The 5726-nt window shown below is 74.0% G+C and carries 2 protein-coding genes; both read left to right on the top strand.

The window, feature by feature from the left end; all coding sequences use genetic code 11:
- Window positions 1–3979: acyltransferase domain-containing protein (locus tag IEZ06_RS35340; protein ID WP_189241025.1), on the top strand; the 3979-nt coding region annotated here is incomplete at its 5' end.
- A 45-nt stretch (window positions 3980–4024) separates the two neighbouring features.
- Window positions 4025–5726, top strand: a 1702-nt coding sequence (locus tag IEZ06_RS35335; RefSeq protein ID WP_189241024.1) for a type I polyketide synthase, incomplete at its 3' end; no start/stop codon positions are given.

The following is a 5726-nucleotide window of genomic DNA, read 5'->3' as shown; positions in this document are numbered from 1 at the left end:
TCAGGGGGCGCAGCGGGCGGGGATGGGCCGGGAGTTGTATGCGGCGTTCCCGGTGTTCGCGCAGGCGTTGGACGCGGTATGCGCGGTGGCGGACGTCGAGCTGGGCCGGTCGTTGCGGGAGCTGATGTTCGCCGAGGACCAGGGCCAGGGCGAGGACGCGGGCCAGGGTGGGGGCGCGGCGGAGGTGCTGGGGCGGACGGAGTTCGCTCAGGTGGCGTTGGTGGCGTTCGAGGTGGCGTTGTTCCGGTTGCTGGAGTCGTGGGGTGTTCGGCCGGATGTGGTGGTGGGGCATTCGGTGGGGGAGCTGGCGGCGGCGCATGTGGCCGGGGTGCTGGATCTGGCGGATGTGGTGCGGTTGGTGGTGGCGCGGGGGCGGTTGATGCAGGCGCTGCCGGCGGGTGGGGTGATGGTGGCGGTGCAGGCCGCCGAGGCGGAGGTGGCGCCGCTGCTCACCGATGGAGTCGGGGTCGCGGCGGTCAATGGCCCGTCCTCGGTGGTGGTCTCCGGGGTGGAGGCGGCGGTGGAGGCGGTGGTGGCCGCGCTGCCGGGGGGTCGGCGCAGCTCGCGGTTGCGGGTGTCGCATGCGTTCCATTCGCCGTTGATGGAGCCGGTGCTGGAGGGGTTCCGGCGGGTGGCCGAATCGGTGACCTACCGGCGGACCGAGGTGTCGGGGCCGGTGGCGGTGTCGACGGTGACGGGTGCGCCTATGGTCGGGGCTCCCATATCGGGCTCTGCGGATTCCGGGGGTTCCCTGCCCGGTTCCGCGACTTCCGCGGTTTCCGGGGCTTCGGTGTCGGGGTCCGGTGCGGGTTCGGTTGCGGGGTGGGGGTCGGCGGAGTACTGGGTGGAGCATGTGCGGCGGTCGGTGCGGTTCGCCGACGCGGTGGATGCGGCGCGGGCCGATCTGGGTGTGTCGCGGTGGGTGGAGGTGGGTCCGGACGCGGTGCTGACCGCGTTGACGACCCAGGTCCTTACCGCGGACGGTGTGAACGGCGCGGGCTCTGCGGACGGTTCAGGCTCTGCGGATGGCGCGGACGGTACGGGTTCTGCGGATTCTGCGGTGGTGGGGCTGCAGCGGCGGGGCCGGGATGAGGTCGAGGCGCTGCTGGCCGGGCTGGGCCGGGCGTACGCGCACGGCGTGGCCGTGGAGTGGGCGCGGTATTTCTCCGGGTCGGGTGCGCGGCGGGTGGAACTGCCCACCTACGCCTTCCAGCGCAAGCCGTACTGGTTGCGGGCGCGTGCGGGGGCGGGGGATGTGAGTGCGGCGGGTCTGTCGGCGGCGGATCATCCGCTGCTGGGGGCCGTCGTCTCGCTGCCCGATGCCGACGGTGTCGTGCTGACGGGCAGGCTCACCGCCGACGACCACTCCTGGCTGGGCGATCACGAACTGTGGGACGTCCCGGTACTGCCGGCCACCGCGCTGACCGAGCTCGCGCTTCACGCCGGTGAGCAGGTGGACCGCCTCACTCTGCGCGAGTTCACCGTCGATACGCCGCTCGTGCTGCCCGAGCAGGGTGCGCTCGTGCTCCGAGTGGTCGTGGGCGGACCCGCTCCCGATGAGGCCGGGACGCCCGGTGCCAGACGTCTGGACATCTCCTCCCGGCCCGAGAACGGCGACGCCCCCTGGACCCGGCACGCGGCCGGGACCCTGGTGCGCACCGCCGTACGGGAAGAGCCGGGGCCGGCCGAGTGGCCGCCCGCCGGCGCGACCGTCCTCGACGTGTCCGGCGCCTACGCGGAGCTGCTGGAGCGAGGCCACGGATACGGTGCGGTGTTCCAGGGACTGCGGGCCGCATGGCGGCGGGGGGATGAGATCTTCGCCGAGGTGGCGCTTCCCGAGGGGGCCGCGGGTGAAGGCTTCCTGCTCCATCCCGCCCTGCTCGACGCGGCGACGCACGCGTACCTGCTCCACGGCGACCGGGCGGCTTCCCCCGGACGGGTGTCGATCCCGGCGGAGTGGGGGGACGTGACGGTCCACGCGCCGGGGACCGCGGAGGCCCGGGTGCGGGTCGCCCCCGGAGCCGATGGGCGGGTGACCATGACGTTGACCGACGCCACCGGCCGACCGGTGCTGACGGCCGGCTCCCTGCGGTTCCGGCAGATCTCCCGGGACCTGCTCCCGATGACGGGCGGAGCGCGCCCGGAGACGCTGTTCCGCCTGGACTGGGTGCAGGCTCCCCCCATCTCCTCATCCGACGCGGCGGTGGCGGTCCTCGGCTCCGGTGACGTCGAGGGGTACGGCTGGCCGGTCCACTCCGGCCTGGAGGCGCTGAACGACGCGATCCGCGCGGGGGCCCCCGTACCCGGAGTCGTGCTGTTCCCGTGCCCCGCACGGAACCCCGGTACCCCGTCCGAGGCGGACTCGCCGGTGGCGGAGGTACTGGAGCTGGCACGTTCGTGGCCGGAGCAGGAACGGCTGGCGTCCGCGAAACTGGTGGTGCTGACCAGCGGTGCCGTCGCGGCCGGGGAGATCCCCGCCGAGCTGGCACAGGCGCCGGTGGCCGGCCTGGTGAGGGCGGCCGCCGCGGAGCACCCCGGGCGGTTCGCGCTGGTCGACCTCGACGGGTCCGCGGAGTCGCGCCGGATGCTGGCCGCCGCGCTGGCGGCGGACGAGGACGAGGTGGCGGTCCGCGGCGGCACGCTCCTGGTGCCCAGACTGGTCAGGACCGGCGGGACCGGCGCTGCCGGGTCGACCCCGGATCTGGCCGGCGGCACCGTCCTGGTGAGCGGAGGCACCGGGGGCGCCGGCGCGCTGCTGGCCCGCCATCTGGTGGCCCGGCACGGGGTCCGGCACCTGCTGCTGGCAGGTGCGGAGGAACCCCGGGCGGACGTCCTCGGCGAACTGACCGCTCTCGGGGCGGAGGTCACCACCGCCTCCGCGGACCCGGACGTCCTGAGCGGGCTCCTGGCGGACATCCCGCCGGAACGACCGCTCACCGCCGTCGTGCACGTCGCCGGTGCCGGGGACAACGGGCTGGTCGGCACGCTGACCGGGGAACGGCTGGCGGAGACGCTGCGGCGCGGGGCCGATCCGGCCTGGCGCCTGCACCGGATGACCAGCGGGTCGGAGCTCTCCGCGTTCGTGCTCGTGTCCTCCTCCGCGGGGCTCGTGTACGGCACGGGCCAGGCCACCGAGGCCGCGGCGAACGTCTACCTGGACGCCCTGGCCGGACACCGCCGTTCCCAGGGGCTGCCCGGCGTCTCGCTGGCTCTGGGCCCCTGGACCGCGACCGCCGATCCGGATGGCGCCCACCTGCGCCGCATGGAGAGGCTGGGAATGCCCGCGATCTCCGAGGCCGGAGGCCTCGACCTGTTCGACGCGGCGCTCGGCACCGGTGAGGCGGCCCTCCTGGCGGCCCGGTTCGACCGGCACGCCCTGCGTGCGATCGGGGAGGACCTGCCCGCCGTACTGCGCGACGTGGCGCGGGTGCCCGCACGACGGTCCCCCGGAGGCGGGCGGGAACTGCGCGAGCGCCTGACCGGGCTGCCGGAGGCGGAGCGCCTGCGCCTGCTGCTCGACGTGGTCAGGACGCACGCGGCCGCGGTCCTGGGCCATGCGTCCGCCGACGAGGTCGGACCCGACCGGGCGTATCAGGAACTCGGCTTCGACTCGCTGGCCGCGGTCGAGCTGCGCAAGCGGCTCGGCACCGCCACCGGGGCGGTGCTGCCGGCGACCCTGGTCTTCGACTTCCCGACGTCCCGGGCGACGGCGGAGTTCATCGCGGCGGAACTCGCCCCGACCGCCGCCGACCCGGTGCGACCGGTGCTCGACGAGGTCGGGCGGCTGGAGAAGGCACTGGCCGCGGTCCCCCGGGACGGGGAGAGCCACGACAGGATCACCGCCCGGCTCGAGGCGCTGCTGCGCGGCTGGTACGACGCGCAGGCCGGACCCGCGCAGGAGCCGGTCGGCCAGGACTACGGGACGGCGACCGACGACGAGCTCTTCAAGGTCCTGGACGACGAACTCGGGATCGCTTGACGCGTACGTGCCCGGAGCGTGAACGGTTCGAAAAGCGAGGTTGCGATGGGGAACGACGAGAAACTGCGGGAATATCTCAAGCGCGCCACCGCCGAGCTGCAGCAGACCAGGCGGCGGCTGCGCGATGTCGAGGCCAGGCAGAGCGAGCCGATCGCGATCGTCGCGATGAGCTGCCGCTATCCCGGCGGGATCACCTCTCCGGAGGACCTGTGGGAGCTCGTCGCCTCGGGCGGTGACGGCGTCTCGGAGTTCCCCCGCGACCGCGGCTGGGACGTGGAGGACCTGTTCGATCCCGAGCCTGCCACCCCCGGCAAGACCTATTCCAGGCACGGCGGGTTCCTCCACGAAGCGGCCGAGTTCGACGCCGACTTCTTCAAGATCAGCCCCAGGGACGCCAAGGGGACCGACCCGCAGCAGCGGTTGATGCTGGAGCTGTCGTGGGAGTTGCTGGAGCGGGCGGGGATCGATCCGACGTCCCTCAAGGGCAGCCGGACCGGGGTCTTCGCCGGGATCGTCTACCACGACTACTCGGCGAGCGGCGACGTGGGGAGCCTGGCGAGTGTGGCCTCCGGCCGGGTCGCGTACACGCTGGGCCTCGAAGGGCCGGCGATCACCGTGGACACGGCGTGCTCGTCGTCGCTGGTCGCCCTCCACTGGGCCTGCCAGGCCCTGCGGTCGGGGGAGTGCTCGCTGGCGCTGGCCGGCGGGGCGACCGTCATGTCGACGCCCGTCTCGTTCGTCGGTTTCAGCCAGGACCGGGGTCTGGCCCCCGACGGCCGGTGCAAGTCGTTCGCCGCCGCCGCGGACGGCACCGGCTGGAGTGAGGGCGTGGGCATGCTGCTGCTGGAGCGGCTGTCGGACGCGCGCCGCAACGGCCATCCGGTGCTGGCGGTGGTACGGGGCTCGGCGGTCAACTCCGACGGCGCCTCCAACGGGCTGACCGCGCCGAACGGTCCGTCGCAGCAGCGGGTGATCCAGCAGGCCCTGGCCAACGCCCGGCTGTCCGGGGACCAGGTCGACGCGGTGGAGGCACACGGTACGGGGACCCGGCTGGGCGACCCGATCGAGGCGCAGGCGCTGCTGGCGACCTACGGTCAGGACCGGCCGGAGGACCGGCCGCTCTGGCTGGGGTCGTTCAAGTCCAACATCGGGCACGCCCAGGCGGCGGCGGGTGTGGCCGGTGTGATCAAGATGGTGCAGGCGCTGCGGCACGACCTGCTGCCGAAGACGCTGCACGTGGACGAGCCGTCGCCGAACGTGGACTGGTCGGCGGGGCGGGTGGAGCTGCTGACCGAGGCGCGGGAGTGGAAGCGGAACGGTCATCCGCGCCGGGCGGGCGTGTCGTCGTTCGGATTGAGCGGCACGAACGCGCACGTGATCATCGAGGAGCCTCCCGCAGTCGAGGAGCATCCTTCGGTCGAGGAGTCTTCTCCGGACGGAACGGAGCCTGTCTCGGGGACCGGGGAGCCGCCCGTGCCCGTGCGCGTCCCGCTTCCGGCGGTGCCGCTGGTGGTGTCGGCCCGGAGCACCGAGGCGCTGCGGGCGCAGGCGGGGCGGTTGGCGGAGCATCTGGCGGATCGTCCGGAGGCGGGTCTGGCCGATGTCGGTTTGTCGCTGGTGACGACGCGGGCGGCGCTGGAGCATCGGGCGGTGCTGGTGGCCGCCGATCGGGAGGGCGCGCTGGCGGGGTTGCGGGAGCTGGCCGATGGGCGGGTGCCGGGCGGGGCGGTGACGGGGTCGGTGGGCG

The sequence above is a fragment of the Planomonospora antibiotica genome (assembly GCF_014647955.1).
In the GTDB taxonomy this organism is placed as follows: Bacteria; Actinomycetota; Actinomycetes; order Streptosporangiales; family Streptosporangiaceae; genus Planomonospora; species Planomonospora parontospora.
This window is presented reverse-complemented; position numbering and strand designations above follow the sequence as displayed.